Below are 17,673 nucleotides of genomic sequence, written 5' to 3'. Positions count from 1 at the left end.
CCCGTGGTTCGCCACGGCCTTAACACGGTTCCGGCACGACGTCGCGACCCGGAAGCCGGATCAGAGGGCGGGCACGCCGGAGGCTGTGTCCTCGGGGGCGGCGTCGGGCAGGAGGCGCGCGCCGCCCCAGACCGCGCCCTTGGGCGGGCGACCGGTGACCGCGCGCTGAAGGGCCTCGCGCACGGAGGCCTCGGCCAGGGCCGTCGCGCGCTTGCGGTCGGTGCCGGCCTCGAACGCGATGGGGGCGCCCCAGACCACGTGCACGTCGATGGGGCCGTTCGCGAAGAAGTCGGAGAGGTGAGGGGCGAGCTCCATGTCGCCGTACCACGCCACGCCCGGCCGCTCGGACCGGACCATCGGCAGACCGTTGCGGCGCGGATAGGTGATGGCGAGGGGCTGGAGACGGATTCGGTCCGGCCCGCCGGCGGTTCCGTCGATCGCGGCGCGGGCCGCACCCACGAGGGACGAGCGGAACGGCAACAGGCGGGTGCCGTCCCCTGTCGTGCCCTCGGCGAACAGCACGATGAGATCGCCCGAGGCCAACCGGCTGGCGACGGTGGCGTTGACGTCGGCGGTGGCGGCGCGCCGCGCCCGGTCGATGAACACCGTCCGCTGCAGGCGCGCCAGGGTGCCGACGACGGGCCAGCCGGCGATCTCGGATTTCGCCACGAAGGAGAGCGGGCGCAGGGACCCGAGCACCAGTATGTCGAGCCAGGAGATGTGGTTGGCGAGCACCAGGGCCGCCTCGCCCGGGTCCGGCGGGGTGCCGCTCTGGGTCACGCGCACGTCGAACAGGCGCAGGAAGACCCGGTGGAAGCGCGTCGGCAGGTCCCCGGCAAGGCGCCCGCGCCCGTAGCGCAGGCTGAGCAGATGGGGGCCGACCATCAGCCCGAAGGCGAGGGCGCAGAGCGCGAGGCGCAGGAGCGTGCCGATGCGGGTCATCGGGCCGCCGCCGGACTCACGCCAGCTCGGAGGTCATGGTGAGGGCGGTGGCGCGGCTGCCGTCGGCGCGGTGGTAATAGCCCGTACGCGCGCCGACCTGCCGGAAGCCGTGCCGGGCGTAGAGCTTGAGGGCCGGGGCATTGCCCTCGTCGACCTCGAGGTGGACCCGCCGTACGCCGTTGACGGCGAGATGGGCGAGATGGTCGCCGACGAGCCGGCGGCTCAAGCCGTTGCCGCGCGCGCCCGGCGCCAGCACGACGGTGAGGATCTCGGCCTCGTCGGCGGCTTTGCGCGAAAGGACGAAGCCCTGGATGGTGCCGCCCTTCCACAGGGCGTGGGCCTCGGTGGAGCGCTCGCACAGCATGCGCTCGAACTCGTGGGCGTCCCACGGGCGGGCGAAGGCGGTGGCGTGGAGGCGCGCGAGGGCGCGGGCCTGACCGGAATCGCGCAGGATGGCGACGTAGGGCGCACCGCCCCAGGCGTCCCACCACGCGGACCACATCTCGAAGGGCCAGAACGGAGTGACGGGTCGCGTCATCGGCGGGCGAGCCTCGCGTGATCCTGGGGCTGCGCGTCGGGGCCGCGCAGGTAGAGCGGGCGGGCGAGAGCCTGGGCGGGGTCGGCCAGCATGCCGAGGGAGGCGGTCCAGGCGATGTCGGCGGCGCCGGTTCCGGCGAGCTGTACGTCGAGGCCGCGCCCCTTGAGAAGGGCGGCCAGCGCCGGCGCGCCGGAGCCGACGAGGGTCACGGTGCCGTCGAGCATGGCGGCGGCTTCCTCCAGGGGGAGAAGACTCGGGGGGATGACGATTCCGTCGCCCATGCTCATGGCCTGGACGTAGACGGCGCCGTGGCGGGCATCGATGGCGGCGACGATGAGGCCTGCACCGTTGAGGGCGAGGAGCGGAGCGAGGAGCGCCGACAGGGTGGTGACGCCGACCACGGGAATGCCGGTGGCAAGCCCGATGGCGCGGGCCGCCGAGAGACCGACGCGCAGGCCGGTGTAGCTGCCGGGGCCGACGGTGACGGCGACACGGTCGAGGGCCTCGAAGCCGCCCTCCACGCGGGCGACCACGCGCTCCACCATGGGCAGCAGGGCCTCGGCATGGCCGCGCCCGAGGATCATCGACTCGTGGGCGAGGAGATCGTCGGACTCGTCCGTCGCGATGCAGACGGAGCAGGCGTCGAGCGCCGTGTCGATGGCCAGGATACGCAACGTCACTCCCGATGTGCCCCGGCCCCGCGTGAGCCGATCACGCGCCCGCCGGGAGCTCGATGGTAGGACAAAAACGGCCGCCCCGTGAGAGCGAGGCGGCCGTTTTCGATGAATTCACGGTGCAGTGTTGCCGCTTTGCGCCGCAAGTCGGCGCGGTCGGTCTCAGATAGCCTGAACTTCGCGGATCTCGGGCAGGAAGTGGCGGAACAGGTTCTGTACGCCGTGCCGCAGGGTGGCGGTGGAGGAGGGGCAGCCCGAGCAGGCGCCCTTCATCTCGAGGTAGACGACGCCTTCCTTGTAGCCCCGGAAGGTGATGTCGCCGCCGTCGCCGGCGACCGCCGGGCGCACGCGGGTCTCGAGGAGGTCCTTGATGGTGACCACGGTCTCGGCGTCGGCCGGATCGAAGAATTCCTCCGCTTCGTCGTCCTCGGAGCTGGTGCCCTCGGCGAGCACCGGGGCGCCGGACTGGAAGTGCTCCATGATCGCGCCGAGGATGGCGGGCTTCACCTGCGGCCACAGGTTCTCGTCCTCCGCCTTGGTGACGGAGATGAAGTCGTGGCCGAAATAGACCCCGGCGACGCCGGGCACGTCGAACAGGCGCTGCGCCAGGGGCGAACGGGCGGCGGCCTCGGCGTCGCGCGCCTCGAAGGTGCCGGTGTCGAGGACGACGCGGCCGGGCAGGAACTTCAGGGTGGCGGGGTTCGGGGTGGCTTCGGTCTGGATGAACATGGGTACGAAATCCTCGTCCGCGGCGCCGGTTCAAGGCCGGCCGGGAATCATGCCGGGATCGCCCGGCATGGATATCCATGTGGACCCCGTGGGCGATTTTCTCAACTCCCATGGGGAACTCGGAGCCATGGCCGCCTGGGGAAGGATCGGTGCTTCTCGGAGCGCGCGCGGCCCGAAACAATCGACGCCGCGTAGACAAAAATACACGCCTCGTGTATGGCCCGCCTCAACTCAAAACAGGATGCCGAAATCCTGACGCCCACGATCCCATCCGGGGATCCCGGGCGCGCACCGGCAGGACGTGACCCATGAACATCATCCAGCAGCTCGAGCAGGAGCAGATCGCTTCGCTCAACAAGACCATCCCCGACTTCCAGCCCGGCGACACGGTCATCGTGAACGTCAAGGTGAAGGAAGGCGAGCGCACCCGCGTGCAGGCCTACGAGGGCGTGGTGATCGCCCGCTCCGGCGGCAGCCTCAACGAGAGCTTCACCGTCCGCAAGATCTCCTACGGCGAGGGCGTCGAGCGCGTGTTCCCGCTCTACGCGCCGCTCATCGATTCCATCGTCGTCGTGCGTCGCGGCAAGGTGCGTCGCGCCAAGCTGTACTACCTGCGCGACCGTCGCGGTAAGTCCGCCCGTATCGTCGAACGCGCCGACCGTCCCGCCGAGAAGGCCGCCAAGGCCGACGCGTCGAAGGCGAACAAGGACGCCCGCAAGGCCGAGAAGGCCGCCAAGTCCGCCGCGAAGACCGCCGCCGCGGAGTGAGTTTTTTCGGATATCCATCCATGGAAAAGGCCGGGCGATTGCCCGGCCTTTTTCGTTTGTCCATCGTGCCGATCCGCTTCCTCATCCTGAGGTGGTGGAGCGAAGCGGAGCCCTCGAAGGAGGGCTCCAAGGATCGCATTGGGAATGGAGCCCTCCTTCGAGGCCGCTGGCGCGGCACCTCAGGATGAGGTGATCGGTGGGAGGAACGGTATGGGAAACCGTCGCCCGCTCATCCCCGCCGCAGGGCCTCCAGCACCTTCGCGCCCGGACGACCCGTCGCCGGCATGCCGAGGCTGCGCTCGATCTCCTTGATGGCGTCGCGGGTCTTGGACCCGACCTTGCCGTCCGGCTCGCCGACGTCGTAGCCGCGGGCGGCGAGCCGGGTCTGGAGGTCGCGGCGCTCGGCGCGCGACAGGGGCGGGTCGTCGGTGGGCCACTCGACTTGGATGCCGGCCCGGCCCCGCAGGCGGTCGGACAGGACCGCGATGGCGAGGCCGTAGGATTCGGCGGCGTTGTAGGAATACAGGGCGTCAAAGTTCTTGGTGACGGCGAAGGCGGGGCCGTTCACCCCGGCGGGGATCAGGATGCCGATGGGCGCGTCGCCGGAGAGCGGACGCCCGTCGATCCGGGTCACGCCCATGGCGGCCCAGTGGGAGACGGCGTGGCGGTTCTTGCGGCCGGCACCGCTGGCATTGAAGCCGCGCGGCAGGCGCACCTCGTAGCCCCAGGGCTGGCCGTTCTGCCATTTCGCCACGCGCAAAAAGTTCGCCGTGGAGGCGACGGCATCGGGGACCGAATCGACGAGGTCGCGGCGCCCGTCGCCGTCGCCGTCGACCGCCAGCCGCTGGTAGGTGGTGGGCATGAACTGGGTCTGGCCGAAGGCGCCGGCCCAGGAGCCGTTGAGGCGGGAGGGATCGATGTCGCCGCGCTCGATGATCTTGAGGGTGGCCATCAGCTCGCCCTTGAAGAAGTCCTTCCGGCGGTGGTTGGCGCAGATCAGGGTGGCGAAGGACTGGACCAGCGGCATCTTGCCGAGGTTCTTGCCGAAGTTCGATTCGACGCCCCAGACCGCCGCAATGGTGTAGCGGTCGACGCTGTAGCGCGATTCCGCGTTGGCGAGGGCCTGAGCGTGCTGCTTCATGGCCGCCTTGCCGTCGTCGACGCGCTCGTCGTCGACGAGAGCCGCCATGTAGTCCCAGATCGGTGTCTTGAACTCGGGCTGGGCGCCGGCGAGTTCGAGGACCTTGGGGTCGTGGGCGATGCCATTCGTCGCGGCGCGGAAGGTCTGGGCCGAGATGCCCTGCGCGGCGGCCTGGGCCTGGAGCCCGGCGAGGCAATCCTGGAAGTCGGCCCGGGCCTCGGGGGCTGCCGTCGCACCCGCGAGGCAGAGGAGGGCGGTGAGCGTCGCGCGCGGCGTCATGGGGCGGTCTCCGGAGCGGATGTTCGGGTCTGCCCACCGTTAAGGCGTGCCCATGGTAAACGAACCATGAGCACGTCCGGTCTCAGGCCCAGCCGCGCGCGGCGATCTTCGCCTCGTAGGCGTCGATGGCCGGGGCCCGCTTCAGGGTCAGGCCGATCTCGTCGAGGCCGTTGAGGAGGCTCTCCTTGCGGCCCGGATCGATGTCGAAATGCAGGGTGCCGCCGTCCGGCCCCTTGATGGTTTGGGCCTCGAGATCGACGGACAGGGTGGCGTTGGCGCCGCGCTCGGCATCCTCGAACAGCTTTTCCAGATCCTCGGCCGAGACCGTGATCGCCAGGATGCCGTTCTTGGCGCAGTTGTTGAAGAAGATGTCGGCAAAGCTCGTGGAGATCACGCAGCGGATGCCGAAATCCGTCAGCGCCCAGGGCGCGTGCTCGCGCGACGAGCCGCAGCCGAAATTGTCGCCCACCACGAGGATCTTGGTGTTGCGATAGGCCGGCTTGTTGAGGACGAAGTCGGGGTTCTCCGAGCCGTCGTCGCGGTAGCGCATCTCCGAGAACAGGCCCTTGCCGAGCCCCGTGCGCTTGATGGTCTTGAGATACTGCTTGGGGATGATCCGGTCGGTGTCGACGTTGATGATCCGCATGGGGGCCGCGACGCCCTCGAGGGTGGTGAATTTTTCCATTGTGGTTCGTCCGGTCCGGAAAACGTGTCGGACCGTCTCTACCAGTGCACGGGTGCGACCGGAACCGTCCGTCCATCTTGTCGCGCGCATGTCTCGCGAACGTCGTCGGCCTGGCCTATGCTCGGGGCGACGCGACCCATCCGGAACCAGCCGATGACCGAGACCGCCAACCAGTTCAAGAAGGCACCCAAGCGCAAGAAGGAGAAGACCCGCTCCGTCTCCGTCTCGCCGGAGATGCGGCAGGCCTATGCGGACCTCATCAAGCAGAAAGAGGAACGCGAGGATTACGCGAAGCACCTGCCCTCCGAAAAGGGCAGGTGATCGTTAGGGAAGGTGATCGTTCGGGCGGTCGAGCGTGAGAGCCTCAGACCCTGAGGCTCAGGCTTACTTGTTCTTGCCGGCCTCGATCACGTCTTCCACCGTGCGCAGGCCGGCGCGCGGGGCGTTGACGAGGCAGGCCATGTTGCCGGGTGGGTGCTGGTTCTTCCACATCTTGGTGTGGGCCTGGGGGATCTTCTCCCACGGGAACACCTCGCTCATGCACGGATCGATGCGCTGATCCATGACGAACTGGTTGGCGGCCGAGGCCTGCTTGAGGTGGGCGAAGTGCGAGCCCTGGATGCGCTTCTGACGCATCCAGACGTAGCGGGCGTCGAAGGTGATGTTGAAGCCGGTGGTGCCGGCGCAGAACACGATCATGCCGCCGCGCTTGGCCACCAGGGTCGAGACCGGGAAGGTCGACTCGCCCGGGTGCTCGAACACGATGTCGACGTCGTTGCCCTTGCCGGTGATGTCCCAGATCGCCTTGCCGAACTTGCGGGCTTCCTTGAGCCAGGTGTTGTACTCAGGGCTGTTCACCTTCGGCAGCTGGCCCCAGCAATCGAACTCCTTGCGGTTGATCACGCCCTTGGCGCCAAGCCCCATGACGTAGTCGCGCTTCGACTCGTCGGAGATCACCGCGATGGCGTTGGCGCCCGACGCCGCGCAGAGCTGGACGCCGAACACGCCGAGACCGCCCGAGGCGCCCCAGATCAGGACGTTCTGGCCCGGCCGCACGGTGTGGGGGGCGTGGCCGAACAGCATGCGGTAGGCGGTGGCGAGGGTCAGCGTGTAGCAGGCCGCCTCTTCCCAGGTGAGGTGCTTCGGCCGGGCCATGAGCTGGCGCGACTGCACCCGGCAATACTGGGCGAAGGAGCCGTCCCCGGTCTCGTAACCCCAGATGCGCTGGGACGGCGAGAACATCGGATCGCCGCCGTTGCACTCCTCGTCGTCGCCGTCGTCCTGGTTGCAGTGGATGATGACCTCGTCGCCGACCTTCCAGCGCTTCACCTTGGCGCCGACCTTCCAGACGATGCCCGACGCGTCCGAGCCCGCGATGTGGTACTCGCCCTTGTGCACGTCGAAGGGCGAGATCGGCTCGCCGAGGCCGGCCCAGACGCCATTGTAGTTGACGCCGGCGGCCATGACGTAAACGAGCACTTCGTCGTCGCCGATCTCCCAGACGGGGAGGACTTCGAGCAGGTGGGACTGTTCCGGCGGCCCGTGGCGCTCGCGCCGGATCGCCCAGGCGTACATCTTCGCCGGCACGTGACCGAGGGGCGGGACCTCGCCCATCTCGTACAAGTCCTTGATCTCAGTCGTGCTCGACGCAGCGCTCGCGGCCATCTCAGGCTCTCCCTTATCTTGTTGTGAGCGACCCTATATCGGCGAACCGGAAGCGCTCCAAGGCCCCAGAAAGGCCATGAAGGCCCGGTGCTTGTGGGCGACTCGCTGTCCGGGCGGCGGCCTGTATTCGTATACAATATTTTTCGCGACGTTGCTGAGCGATGCCGCGGCGTATCCTGTCGGTATTTCAGATGCTTAAGTGCATCGCGGCATCCTACTTTGGTGATGCCCCGTTCAATTCGCTTTCGCCGTGCATCTAGAATTTTTCCAAGCCTTCGCGTGTCGCGGCCCGCCTGCCGAACCTTCGGCCAGATGACGCGCGCGCTGCGCTTGGTTAGGGTGCCGGCCATCACGCGCGGTCAAGCGCGGCACAGCATCCAACGGAGTCGAGTGGAATGAGCGCGAACGCGACCGTCGCCGAGGTCAAGCGCGACAAGCCCTGGATCATCCGGACCTATGCCGGGCATTCCAACGCCAAGGAATCGAACGCGCTCTACCGGGGCAACCTCGCCAAGGGGCAGACCGGCCTGTCCGTGGCCTTCGATCTGCCGACGCAGACGGGCTACGATCCCGACCACGAACTGGCGCGCGGCGAGGTCGGCAAGGTCGGCGTCTCGATCGCGCATCTCGGCGACATGCGGACCCTGTTCGACCAGATTCCGCTGCAGCAGATGAACACGTCGATGACCATCAACGCCACGGCGCCGTGGCTGTTGTCGCTCTACCTCGCCGTGGCCGAGGAGCAGGGCGCGCCCCTCAGCGGCCTCCAGGGCACGACCCAGAACGACATCATCAAGGAATACCTGTCGCGCGGTACCTACGTGTTCCCGCCGGCCCCCTCCCTGCGGCTCACCAAGGACGTGATCCTGTTCACGACCAAGGAAGTGCCGAAGTGGAACCCGATGAACGTGTGCTCCTACCACCTGCAGGAGGCCGGGGCGACGCCGGTGCAGGAGCTGTCCTACGCCCTCGCCATCGCCATCGCGGTGCTGGACACCGTGCGGGACGACCCCGATTTCGACGAGGCGAGCTTCGCCGACGTGTTCAGCCGGATCTCGTTCTTCGTGAATGCCGGCATGCGGTTCGTCACCGAGATCTGCAAGATGCGGGCGTTCTCGGAGCTTTGGGACGAGATCGCCCAGGAGCGCTACGGCATCACCGACCCGAAGAAGCGTATCTTCCGCTACGGCGTTCAGGTGAATAGCCTCGGACTGACGGAGCAGCAGCCCGAGAACAACGTCCACCGCATCCTCATCGAGATGCTGGCCGTCACCCTGTCGAAGCGCGCCCGCGCCCGCGCCGTGCAGCTTCCCGCCTGGAACGAGGCGCTCGGCCTGCCGCGCCCCTGGGACCAGCAATGGTCCATGCGCATGCAGCAGATCCTCGCCTTCGAGACGGATCTCCTCGAATACGACGACATCTTCGACGGCTCGACGGTGATCGACGCCAAGGTCGAATCCCTCAAAGCCGAGACCCGCAAGGCCCTGGAGGAGATCGGTGGCATCGGCGGGGCCGTGGCCGCCGTCGAGACCGGCGCCCTCAAGCGGGCGCTCGTGGAATCCAACGCCAAGCGCATCTCGGCCATCGAGGCCGGCGATCAGGTCGTGGTCGGCGTCAACAAGTTCCAGGCCGGGGAGCCCTCGCCCCTCACCGCCGGGGAGGGGGCCATCTTCACCGTCTCGGAGACCGTGGAGATGGAGGCCGAGCAGCGCATCCGGGCGTGGCGGTCGCAACGCGACGGCAAGGCCGTGGAAAAGGCCCTCGCCGATCTCGAAGCCGCCGCGCGTTCCGGCGCCAACATCATGCCGGTGTCCATCGCCGCCGCGAAGGCCGGGGTCACCACCGGCGAGTGGGGCACGCGCCTGCGCGAGGTGTTCGGCGAGTACCGCGCACCCACGGGTGTCGGCCTCGACACGGTGTCGTCGGGCGCGGCCGAGGAAGCCAAGCTCCTCATCGCGGATCTGGGCGAGCGCCTCGGCGAAACGCCGAAGCTCGTGGTCGGCAAGCCTGGCCTCGACGGCCATTCCAACGGCGCCGAGCAGATCGCCCTGCGCGCCCGCGACGTCGGCTTCGACGTGACCTATGACGGCATCCGCCAGACCCCGGCCGAGATCGTCGCCAAGGCCAAGGAGACCGGCGCCCACGTCGTCGGCCTGTCGATCCTGTCCGGCTCGCACGTGCCCCTGGTGCGCGACGTGAAGGCGAAGATGCGCGAAGCCGGCCTCGACCACATCCCCGTGGTGGTGGGCGGCATCATCTCGCCCGACGACGAACTCGTGTTGAAGAATATGGGCGTCACGGCGGTCTACACGCCGAAGGACTACATCCTCGACACCATCATGGTCGGGCTGGCCAAGGTGGTGAATCGGGCGCTGGACAAGCAGGCCGCCGACAAGGCTGACGGGGTGAATTCCCGCAAGGATGCCGAGAAGGTCTTCTGACGCTACCGAGCCGTTGGAAAGTCTGAGGACGATCGCCTCGGGCGTTCGGGGGTACTGGAAGTCCCGCCACGCTTTGCCATCCCGGGGCCCCCAGCGGACCCGGGTTCGCCTGCGACGCCCCGGAACGACACCCTGGCCCTATGCGAGTGCCCTGTGTCTGGCAGGGGAGGACCCGGCCGAGACCCACGCCGCTACGGGTCTGTCCTGGACCTGAGCGAACGCGGCCGAAGATCGTCGGATCACTAATCCTCCCAGGCCGAAAAGAACGGAACGGCTCCCCCCGGACGCCCCACGGACCGCCCATGCTCCTCGCGCCGCTCGTCGCCGTTCCGCTCGCCGCCGGCTTGAGCGCGGGACTGATCGTTGCCCTTCAGCCGCTGCTCCGGCGCTATGCCCTGGCGCGGCCCAATGCCCGGTCCAGCCATACGGTGCCGACGCCGCAGGGGGGTGGCATCGCCATCGTGCTGGCAGTCTTCGCCACCGTCGGCGTGGTGCTGGCCCTGCGCGGTGCCGGACTCGATGCCCTGGAGGCCCTCGTCCTCGCCCACGCCGTCCTGCTGCTCGCGATCCTGGGTGCCGTCGACGACATCCGCCCCCTGCCGGCCTCCCTCCGCCTCGGCGTACAGGGCCTCGTGGTCGCCGGACTGGTGCTGGCGGTGGGTGGGCGCCTGATGCCGGGCTTGCCGCTGCCCGTCGAACGGGGCGTCGCGATCCTCTCGGGACTCTGGTTCGTGAACCTCGTCAACTTCATGGATGGGCTCGACTGGATGAGCGTGGCCGAGTTCGTGCCCCTCACGGGCGCCCTCGTGTTCCTCGGTCTGTCCGGAGGGCTGCCGTTCCTGCCCATGCTCGTCGCCGCCGCGCTCCTCGGGGCGGTGCTCGGCTTCGCGCCGTTCAACCGCCCCGTGGCCCGGCTCTTCCTGGGCGATGTCGGGTCGCTGCCCCTCGGGCTCCTCGGGGCGTGGCTGCTCTACCGCCTCGCCGCGGAGGGTGGGCTCGCCGCCGCGATCCTCTTGCCGCTCTACTATCTCGCCGACGCGACCCTGACCCTGGGGCGCCGGTTGCTGCGGCGGGAGCCGGTCTGGCAGGCCCATCGCTCGCACTGGTACCAGCGCGCCACGGATAACGGGTTCCCGGTGGTCGCCGTCGTGGGCCGTGTGTTCGTCCTCAACCTCGCTTTGGCGGCCCTAGCCAGCGCGACCTTGCTTTGGCCGTCCTGGCCCGTCACCGTCCTGGCCTCGGGGGCGGGGGGCGCCCTGGTGGCAAGCCTCCTGCACGCCTTCGGGCGGCGCCGGAGGCCCGGTTGAGGCAGGAGACGATCTTGGGCGGACAGCTCATCGCATTGACGGGCTCCACCGGCTTCATCGGTCGGCATCTCCTCCACGCCCTCTCGGCCCGGGGCTACCGGGTCCGCGTGCTCCTGCGCCGGCCCGTCGCCGTACCGGATGGGGCGAGCGGCGCCGTGGTTGGCGACCTCAGCCGACCCATGAACATGGCTGCGGCTCTGGCCGGCGTCGATGCCGTCGTTCACTCGGCGGGCCTCGCCCACGCCATGTCGGGCACCCCCGAGGACGATTACCGGACCTCCAACACGCAGGCCACGCGGCGCCTCGCCGAAAGCGCGGCGCGGGTCGGAATCCGCCGTTTCGTGTTCCTGTCCTCGATCCGCGCCCAGACCGGACCGAGCGCCGCCGGACCCGTCCGCGAGACCGATGCGCCCGAACCCACGGACGCCTACGGACGCTCGAAGCGCGACGCCGAGGCGGCCCTGGCCGAGATCGGCCTCGATTGGGTCGCCCTGCGGCCGGTCCTCGTCTACGGTCCCGGGGTGAAGGGCAACATGGCGGCCCTGCTGCGCCTCGCGCGCACGCCCTATCCGCTGCCGTTCGGGGGCTTCACGGCACGGCGCTCCCTCGTGTCGGTGGACAATCTCGCGGCGGCGGTGGCCACGGCGCTCGCTGCACCGGCCCCCCTCGGCCGTGCCCTCGTGGTCGCCGAGCCCGATCCCCTGACCCTGCCCGAGATGATCGCGGCCTTGCGGCACGGCCTCGGCCGGGCGCCGAAGCTCGTCGCGGTGCCGCCCGGCCTCATCGGGGTCGCCTGCCGTCTGGCGGGACGGGAGGAGGCCTATGCCCGCCTCTCGACGGGGCTCGTCGCCTGGGCCGACGGCCTGTCGGCGCTAGGGTGGGCCCCGTCGCACACGACGGGCGACGGCCTTGCCGCTTTCGCCCGAGCCGAGACCGCATGAAAAAAGGCCCGGCGCAGCACGCCGGACCTTTTCTACTTTCGATGCCTTAGGCTCAGCGGCGGACGTCGAGGACATCGCCCGAGCGGCTGTCGAGCACCACGGAGATGTCGTCGCCGCGGCGATCCGAGCCGCGCACGATCATCCGGGGGCCGCGCCGGTCGACACCGTCGACATCGACGAGGCCTTCACGACGGGCAATGCGGGCCGCCTCGCCTCGGGTCAGCTCGCTGCGCGGCGGGCCACGGTCGTCGTAGCCGCGGCGGTAGCCGGGATCGACCTGAACGCCGCCGGGTCCGATGGAGATGCCCTGCGCGAGGACCGGCGCGCCGGCGAGGCCGAGGGCCGTCGCGAACAGGCTGCCTGCCAGAAGCTTCGAAACACGCTGCAAGATCTTCTCCTCGGATCGACGGACCGGCTCCGGTGTCGTTCGGCCGGCCCGGTCCCTGATGTTCGGGTCAGCGCCTCAATTCGGAAGCGCGACCGTTGGTTCCCGCGATTTACGCGAGGGATCAACCGGGATCGGACCCTGCGGTTCCGCCATTGTCCTGGCGCCTGCCGCCGGACGGTTGCGGAAATCGGGGATCGCCTCGCCGAACACCGCTTCCGCCGCCGCCCGGTCCTGGGCCGCCACCGCCGCGTGAAGGCGCACGACCCAGCCGTCCAGGACCGTCCGGTCGGCGAAGACGGGCCGCGCAGCCATGACGCCGTCGATCCCGTCGAGGGCGATTCGGGGCTCTTCACGGGCGAACAGGATCTCGTTGAGGCGCTCGCCGGGCCGCGAGCCCGTATGGACGATGTCGATGTCGACGCCCGGTTCGAAGCCGGCGAGCCGGATCATCCGCTCGGCGAGATCCCCGATCCGCACGGGCTGGCCCATCTTGAGCACGTAGACCGCCGCGCGCTGGTCGATTCCGTTGGCGCAGGTGGCGACCCGTGCCTCCCGGTCGGCATGGGAGGCGGCGGTGAGGACGAGGTCGGCGGCTTCCCGCACGGTCATGAAGTAGCGCACCATCTCGGGGTCGGTGACGGTGACGGGGCCGCCCCGGGCGATCTGCGCCTTGAACACCGGCACCACGGAGCCGACGGAGCCCAGCACGTTGCCGAATCGCACGGCGATGAGCCGCGTCGGGACCGTTCCGGCCGCGCAGCTCTGCGCGGCGTCGTGGGCCTGCGCCACCATCTCGGCGAAGCGCTTGGTGGCGCCGAGCTGCGACACCGGCTCGATGGCCTTGTCGGTGGAGATCATCACCAGGGCCCGGGCACCCACCGCCAGGGTGGCCTCCGCGACATTGATGGAGCCGAACACGTTGGTCTTGATGCCCTCGGTCCAGTCGCGCTCGAGGTAGGGCACCTGCTTCAGGGCGGCGGCGTGGAACACGTAGTCCGGCCGGAACGCAGCGAAGACCGCGTCGAGGCGGTCGCGGTCGCGGATGTCGGCCAGCACGCCGGTGACGTGCGCCCCGGCGATATCCGGCCGGCTCAGGATGCCGTGGAGCGCCGGCTCCGAGCTCTCGACCACGAGCACGGCGGCGGCGCCGAACGCTACGGCCCGGGCGCAGATCTCCGAGCCGATGGAGCCGCCGCCGCCGGTCACGATCACCCGAGCGCCCGTGAGCAGGCGCTCCAGGCGCGGCCGGTCGATGGCCACGGTGGGGCGCAGGAGCAGGTCTTCGATCTCCAGGGGTGCGAGGCCGGCGTCGCGCATGTTCTCGCCAAGACTCGTCACCCGCGACAGGGGCAGGCCGAGGCGGCGGGCCCGGGCGATGAGGTCGTCGGGCGCGGCCTCCGGAGCGAGCGCGCTCGGCACGGCGACGAGGCGGCGCACGGGGGTGCCGTCGCGGGCGAGATCGGCCACCACCCGTTCGAGGTCGGCGAACGATCCCAGCACGGGCACGCCCCGCATGGTCTGGCCGGTCTCGTCGGCGCGGGGCGACAGGATGCCCTTGGGCGCGAGGCGCCGCACGGAGCCGGATTCGATGGCCCGGACCAGGATCTCGATGTCGGTGCCGCGCCCGAGCAGCAGGGTCGGGGTCGTTGCGGTGCGGGCGTGGCTCTGCCGCGAGCGGGCATATTTCAGGTAGCGGAAGGCGAGACGCGGGCCGCCGAGGAGGAAGATCTGCAGGACCCAGTACAGGCCTATGGCGATCTTGCCGAAGAAGTAGAACCCGTACATCGTCGAGGAGACGAGGACGTAGTCGAGCACGAGGAGGGTCAGGGCGAGTACGCTCGCCGCCCGCACGATCCCGGCGAGATCCGGCAGGGAGGCGAAGCGCCACTTCGTCCGGTAGAGCTTGAACCGCCCGTAGACGAGCCCCGCGAACATCACGAAGGGCGGCAGCAGCAGGGGAAGCGCGTGCAGGCGCTCGGCGAGGAGATCGCCGTTGAAGCGGAACACGAAGGTGAGGATCACGGCCAGAGCGGTCGCCACGCAATCGTGGACCACCATCACCGCGTTCTTGTAGGTGCGCTGCTGCATGAACTCCGGCCCATACGGGCTCCGGCCGAGGCGCGGTATCGGCGCCGCGCCCGTTCCTGTCAACGCGGCGGGCTTACCCGCCGGGGCGGAGTGCCTTCAGCACGGCGTCGTCGGTCTCGTCGAGATCGGGGGCGTCGATGTGGCGGAAACGGGCCTGGATCAGGCCGAAGGCGCCGAAGGCGAAATGCCCGGCCGCCACGATGGCGAGAAGCACCCAGCCGTAGGGCTGGGCCCGCAGGGCCGCGAAGGCCCCGGCCAGCCCCTTCACCTCGGAGGAGGCTTGGTACCACGCCGCCGCGAGGAAGAACCCGCCGATGATGAGGAAGGCGACGCCGCGGGCCGCGTAGCCGAACTGGCCCACGGGTTTGGCCCAGTGGCACTGCCCGGCGTCGAGCTTCAGGCGGTCCGTGACCTTGCCGGTGGCAGCCTTGACGAGGAAGGCGACGCCCCCCGCCATCACCCCGAGGCCGATGAGCCCGACGAGCCAGAGGCCGAAGGGTTTCGACAGGAGCCAGGCGGTCCAGTCCTGCATGCCGTCGCCGCCCCGCGCACGGCCGAGGCCGAGGGCGAGACTGCCGGCGGTGATGGCGAGACCGGTGTAGATCACCGCGCTGCCGATATGGGCGGCGCGGACGACGAGACCCTTCGGCGAGGTGCCGCGACGGTCGGCGTCGGTCAGGCCCTCGACGAAGCGCCACAGGGCGAAGCCGAGGAGGCCGATGGCGATGAACCCGACGAGGACGCTTCCGAACGGACCGGCGAGGACCCAGCGGATCGCGCTCTCGCTGTCGTCGGCGCGGCCACCACGTCCGAGGGCTGCCAGGAGCGCGAGACCGCCGACGATGCAGTAGACGACGCCGCGCGCGCCGTAGCCGAACCGGGCGAGGCGTTCGATGACGTTTCGGCCGAGGAGGTTCACGGAAATCCCGGGGGTGGGGCTGCGATCACTCCACCGAACGCGCGGCCTTGCCCGAGAGTGCCACGTAGAAGCCGAGACCGTCGCCGGCCGGCAGGGTCTGGAGGCGTTCGACGAGCCCCTTGCGCTTGGCGTCGAGGAGCAGGCGCCCGGTGGGCTGGAACAGGGTCTCGCCCCCGCCCTCCGGCGGCGGATCGAGGCGGATGGCCACCGTCTTGCTCTTTCCGAAGCGGCTGCGCTCCAGCATGTCGGCGAGGGACGCTTCCGCCGTCGGGCGGTTGGTGCCGCGCAGGTCGAGCACGGATTCGGCGTCGGTGACGCCGAGGGCGCCACGGAGCTTGTCGGCGTAGAAATCTTCGAAGTGCGGCAAAGGGCGAAACCTCGGATGGGCGCGACGGCTGCGATCCTGAACCGAACGGACCGCTTCGTCCAGGCGTCGCCATGAGGCCGAACGGCGCTACAGGATGCGGCGGTCGAGGCGCAGGATGCGACACGGCGCGCCGCTCTCGGCGGCCGGGGCGTGGGGCGCCCGGATCAGCAAGGCTTCGGCTTGGCCGAGGACGGACAGCATCGAGGAATCCTGCCGGTTCTCCGGGTGGACCACCGGCAGGCGGTCGGGCGCCGTATCGAGGCGCGCGCGCAGGTAGTCTTGCCGCCCGTCGTTGGCCGGCATGGCGTGGCCGAGGATCGCCGGCTCGCTGCGGTCGGCGCCGGCTTGTGGGTCACCCAGCAACGCCCGGATCGCCGGCACCACGAACAGCAGGCCGCAGACGATGGACGAGACCGGGTTGCCGGGCAGCCCGATCACCGTGGTGGGACCGAGGCGCCCGTGCATCAGCGGCTTGCCGGGACGCAGGGCCACGCGCCAGAACCCGAGTTCCAGCCCCTGGCGGGTGAGGGCCGACTGCACGAGGTCGTGGTCGCCCACCGACGCGCCCCCGAGAGTGACGAGGAGGTCGGCCTTTGCCGCGACGGCCCGGAGGAGTGCGGCTTCCAGGGCCTTGAGGGTGTCGCCGACGATGCCGAGGTCGAGGGTCTCCGCCCCGGCCTCGCGGGCCAGCGCCGCCACCGCGAGGGCGTTGGAGGCGACGATCTGGTCCCAGCGCGCCGGCTCGCCCGGCGCCACGAGTTCGTCGCCGGTTGCCAGGATGGCGACCCGGGGGCGCCGGCGAACGCCGATCCGGCCATGGCCCGCTGCCGCCGCGAGGGCCGTGCGGCGGGCATCCAGGCTCTCGCCGGCCCGCAAGAGCACGTCGCCTTCGTGAAAGTCGAGGCCGCTCGGGCGCACGAAGCGCCTGGCCGCCACGGGCTCGCGGGCGACGACCCGGCCGTCCCCAGCTTCGGCGTTCTCCTGGATCAGGATGGCGTCGGCGCCCTCGGGCACCGGGGCACCGGTGAAGATGCGAACGGCCTCGCCCGGCCCGATCGAACCTGCAAAGCCGTGGCCGGCCGCGCTGGTGCCGATCACCCGCAGGGTGGCCGGGCAGGTGGCGACGTCGTCGGCGCGCACGGCGTAGCCGTCCATGGCGGAAGCGGGGAAAGGGGGCTGGGTGCGGGTGGCCCGCACATCCTCCGCCAGGGTCCGACCGGCGGCTTCCGCGATGGCGACGGTCTCGGCCGGGACGGGGCCGGCGATGCCCGCGAGGATGCGGGCGAGCGCTTCCGCGACGGGGATCGGCCCGCTCAAACGGCATCCTCCGCCAGATAGGCGCCGGAGCGGCCGCCATCCTTGGCGAGCAGCCGGATACCCTCGATCCGCATGCCCCGGTCCGCGGCCTTCACCATGTCGTAGATGGTCAGGCACGCCACCGAGACGGCGGTGAGGGCCTCCATCTCGACCCCGGTGGGACCCAGCACCTTCACCTCGGCGGCGACCCGCAGGCCCGGCAGGGATTCGTCGATGGTGCAGTCGACCCGCACCTTCGAGATCAGGAGCGGGTGGCACAGGGGGATGAGCTCGTGGGTGCGCTTGGACGCCATGATGCCGGCGAGCCGCGCCGTGCCGATGACGTCGCCCTTCTTGGCGTCGCCCTCGCGGATGAGCGCCAGGGTCTCGGGCAGCATCACCACGGTGCCGACGGCCCGCGCCGTGCGGGTGGTGGCGGCCTTGTCGGAAACGTCGACCATGTTGGCCGCGCCCGCCGCGTCGAGATGGGTCAGTTCGGCCAACGG

General features: G+C 70.1%; 18 protein-coding genes. 5 read left to right on the top strand and 13 right to left on the bottom strand.

Annotation, left to right across the window (positions count from 1 at the left end; genetic code table 11):
* Positions 1–60: 60 nt before the first annotated feature.
* The 4 genes from ASF25_RS09725 to ASF25_RS09710 all read right to left on the bottom strand — a co-directional run bounded on the left by ASF25_RS09725 (position 61) and on the right by ASF25_RS09710 (position 2,883).
* Positions 61–942, bottom strand: a complete 882-nt coding sequence (locus ASF25_RS09725; RefSeq protein WP_056304465.1) for a lysophospholipid acyltransferase family protein — start codon at positions 940–942, stop codon at positions 61–63.
* Between the two features lie 16 nt (positions 943–958).
* On the bottom strand, positions 959–1,480 hold the full coding sequence (locus ASF25_RS09720) for a GNAT family N-acetyltransferase (RefSeq protein WP_056170018.1): 522 nt from the start codon (positions 1,478–1,480) through the stop codon (positions 959–961).
* On the bottom strand, positions 1,477–2,154 hold the full coding sequence (gene tsaB / locus ASF25_RS09715; RefSeq protein WP_056304591.1) for a tRNA (adenosine(37)-N6)-threonylcarbamoyltransferase complex dimerization subunit type 1 TsaB: 678 nt from the start codon (positions 2,152–2,154) through the stop codon (positions 1,477–1,479). Before tsaB ends, ASF25_RS09720 begins: the two co-directional genes overlap by 4 nt.
* A 162-nt stretch (positions 2,155–2,316) precedes the next feature.
* A complete protein-coding gene (locus tag ASF25_RS09710; RefSeq protein WP_056170015.1) occupies positions 2,317–2,883 on the bottom strand; it encodes a NifU family protein in 567 nt (188 codons plus the stop codon).
* Between the two features lie 308 nt (positions 2,884–3,191).
* Here ASF25_RS09710 and rplS point away from each other — a divergent pair, with 308 nt between their 5' ends.
* A complete protein-coding gene (gene rplS / locus ASF25_RS09705; protein ID WP_056170012.1) occupies positions 3,192–3,650 on the top strand; it encodes a 50S ribosomal protein L19 in 459 nt (152 codons plus the stop codon).
* A 229-nt stretch (positions 3,651–3,879) separates the two neighbouring features.
* On the opposite strand, the gene ASF25_RS09700 is transcribed toward rplS, so the two are convergent.
* Together ASF25_RS09700 and leuD are read right to left on the bottom strand one after the other, a co-directional pair.
* On the bottom strand, positions 3,880–5,070 hold the full coding sequence (locus tag ASF25_RS09700; protein ID WP_056304464.1) for a lytic murein transglycosylase: 1,191 nt from the start codon (positions 5,068–5,070) through the stop codon (positions 3,880–3,882).
* Positions 5,071–5,152: 82 nt separating this feature from the next.
* Complete coding sequence (gene leuD, locus ASF25_RS09695; RefSeq protein ID WP_056170005.1) at positions 5,153–5,755, bottom strand: 3-isopropylmalate dehydratase small subunit; 603 nt, start codon at positions 5,753–5,755, stop codon at positions 5,153–5,155.
* A 153-nt stretch (positions 5,756–5,908) separates the two neighbouring features.
* On the opposite strand from leuD, the gene ASF25_RS23230 reads away from it, so the two are divergent.
* The gene (locus ASF25_RS23230) at positions 5,909–6,076 is read left to right on the top strand and encodes a hypothetical protein (RefSeq protein WP_187272997.1); all 168 of its coding nucleotides are present in this window, start codon (positions 5,909–5,911) and stop codon (positions 6,074–6,076) included.
* A 63-nt stretch (positions 6,077–6,139) separates the two neighbouring features.
* Here the strand turns inward: ASF25_RS23230 and ccrA are convergent, their stop codons facing one another.
* On the bottom strand, positions 6,140–7,420 hold the full coding sequence (gene ccrA, locus ASF25_RS09685) for a crotonyl-CoA carboxylase/reductase (protein ID WP_056170002.1): 1,281 nt from the start codon (positions 7,418–7,420) through the stop codon (positions 6,140–6,142).
* Between the two features lie 395 nt (positions 7,421–7,815).
* Here ccrA and ASF25_RS09680 point away from each other — a divergent pair, with 395 nt between their 5' ends.
* The 3 genes from ASF25_RS09680 to ASF25_RS09670 all read left to right on the top strand — a co-directional run bounded on the left by ASF25_RS09680 (position 7,816) and on the right by ASF25_RS09670 (position 12,109).
* Positions 7,816–9,861 carry a protein meaA gene (locus ASF25_RS09680; protein ID WP_056169999.1) on the top strand — a complete coding sequence of 682 codons (2,046 nt, stop codon included), beginning with the start codon at positions 7,816–7,818 and terminating at the stop codon, positions 9,859–9,861.
* Between the two features lie 302 nt (positions 9,862–10,163).
* Positions 10,164–11,168 (top strand): glycosyl transferase, encoded by a 1,005-nt coding sequence (locus ASF25_RS09675; RefSeq protein ID WP_056304463.1) that lies wholly within the window; start codon positions 10,164–10,166, stop codon positions 11,166–11,168.
* A 14-nt stretch (positions 11,169–11,182) separates the two neighbouring features.
* Positions 11,183–12,109 (top strand): NAD-dependent epimerase/dehydratase family protein, encoded by a 927-nt coding sequence (locus ASF25_RS09670; protein WP_056304462.1) that lies wholly within the window; start codon positions 11,183–11,185, stop codon positions 12,107–12,109.
* A 52-nt stretch (positions 12,110–12,161) separates the two neighbouring features.
* Here the strand turns inward: ASF25_RS09670 and ASF25_RS09665 are convergent, their stop codons facing one another.
* The 6 genes from ASF25_RS09665 to moaC all read right to left on the bottom strand — a co-directional run bounded on the left by ASF25_RS09665 (position 12,162) and on the right by moaC (position 17,670).
* Complete coding sequence (locus tag ASF25_RS09665) at positions 12,162–12,497, bottom strand: hypothetical protein (protein ID WP_056304461.1); 336 nt, start codon at positions 12,495–12,497, stop codon at positions 12,162–12,164.
* 75 nt (positions 12,498–12,572) lie between these two features.
* Positions 12,573–14,585 (bottom strand): SDR family NAD(P)-dependent oxidoreductase, encoded by a 2,013-nt coding sequence (locus ASF25_RS09660; RefSeq protein ID WP_056304460.1) that lies wholly within the window; start codon positions 14,583–14,585, stop codon positions 12,573–12,575.
* 73 nt (positions 14,586–14,658) lie between these two features.
* Positions 14,659–15,504 (bottom strand): DUF1206 domain-containing protein, encoded by an 846-nt coding sequence (locus ASF25_RS09655; RefSeq protein ID WP_056304459.1) that lies wholly within the window; start codon positions 15,502–15,504, stop codon positions 14,659–14,661.
* Between the two features lie 25 nt (positions 15,505–15,529).
* On the bottom strand, positions 15,530–15,871 hold the full coding sequence (locus ASF25_RS09650; RefSeq protein ID WP_056169984.1) for a hypothetical protein: 342 nt from the start codon (positions 15,869–15,871) through the stop codon (positions 15,530–15,532).
* An 87-nt stretch (positions 15,872–15,958) separates the two neighbouring features.
* The gene (glp, locus tag ASF25_RS09645) at positions 15,959–17,188 is read right to left on the bottom strand and encodes a gephyrin-like molybdotransferase Glp (protein ID WP_056304458.1); all 1,230 of its coding nucleotides are present in this window, start codon (positions 17,186–17,188) and stop codon (positions 15,959–15,961) included.
* A complete protein-coding gene (gene moaC / locus ASF25_RS09640; RefSeq protein WP_056260586.1) occupies positions 17,185–17,670 on the bottom strand; it encodes a cyclic pyranopterin monophosphate synthase MoaC in 486 nt (161 codons plus the stop codon). The genes glp and moaC overlap by 4 nt, the downstream gene beginning before the upstream one ends.
* Positions 17,671–17,673: the final 3 nt, after the last annotated feature.

This window comes from Methylobacterium sp. Leaf100 (assembly GCF_001422845.1).
GTDB lineage: Bacteria > Pseudomonadota > Alphaproteobacteria > Rhizobiales > Beijerinckiaceae > Methylobacterium.
Note: the sequence above shows the minus strand (reverse complement) of the source record. Positions and strands in the feature narration are given on the sequence as shown.